This window comes from Proteus sp. HMSC14B05, assembly GCF_001808035.1.
GTDB classification, from domain to species: Bacteria; Pseudomonadota; Gammaproteobacteria; order Enterobacterales; family Enterobacteriaceae; genus Proteus; species Proteus mirabilis.
In genome coordinates, this window is record NZ_KV791961.1 from 1 (window position 1) to 775 (window position 775).

Below are 775 nucleotides of genomic sequence, written 5' to 3' on the forward strand. Positions count from 1 at the left end.
ATTGATTTTTAATACTTTAAAATCAATGGATTATATGCGCTATTTTTGATTTAACATTTCCGTTACAAAATATATTTTTATGTACATAGTGTTTCTTGGGTTGCGAGCAATTTGTCTATTTATTCATCATATTTTATGCTGATAAACACTTTTTATGACTGTTTTTACAGCATGATATAGCGATATTTCAACCAGTTTACGCTAAGTGACTTATCCTAGAGAGATACAAAAAAAACGGGCTGTTTACAGCATATTGATAAGATTTTATTATCCTTTACCGAAGTCTTACCGTGCGCACTGGCTAAGATGACAGACATGACTAACGGATTGTTTTTAAGACAATCATTTAATTTAATTTGTCGTTTTTGATAAAAGGATATTGTTATGCCAACTCCTTGCTATATTTCCATTGAAGGAAAAACTCAGGGCAACATCACTGCAGGCGCGTTTACTGCAGATTCTGTCGGCAACATTTATGTACAAGGTCATGAAGACCAAATGTTGGTACAAGAATTTTCTCACGTAGTGACGGTTCCGACTGATCCGCAATCAGGTCAACCTTCTGGCCAACGTGCGCATAAACCGTTTCGTTTTACCGTGGCATTAAACAAAACCGTTCCTCTGCTGTATAACGCACTGGCTTCCGGCGAAATGCTGCCAAAAGTTGAGTTAAAATGGTATCGCACCTCGGTAGAAGGTAAACAAGAGCACTTCTTTACCACGACGCTAACTGACGCGACTATCGTGAACATCGATTGCCAAATGCCTCATTGCC

At 37.9% G+C, this 775-nt stretch carries 1 protein-coding gene; it reads left to right on the plus strand.

Annotated elements, in window-relative coordinates; translation table 11 throughout:
- Window positions 1–384: 384 nt before the first annotated feature.
- The coding region (locus HMPREF3129_RS00570; RefSeq protein ID WP_070486660.1) for an Hcp family type VI secretion system effector at window positions 385–775 on the plus strand (391 nt) is incomplete at its 3' end.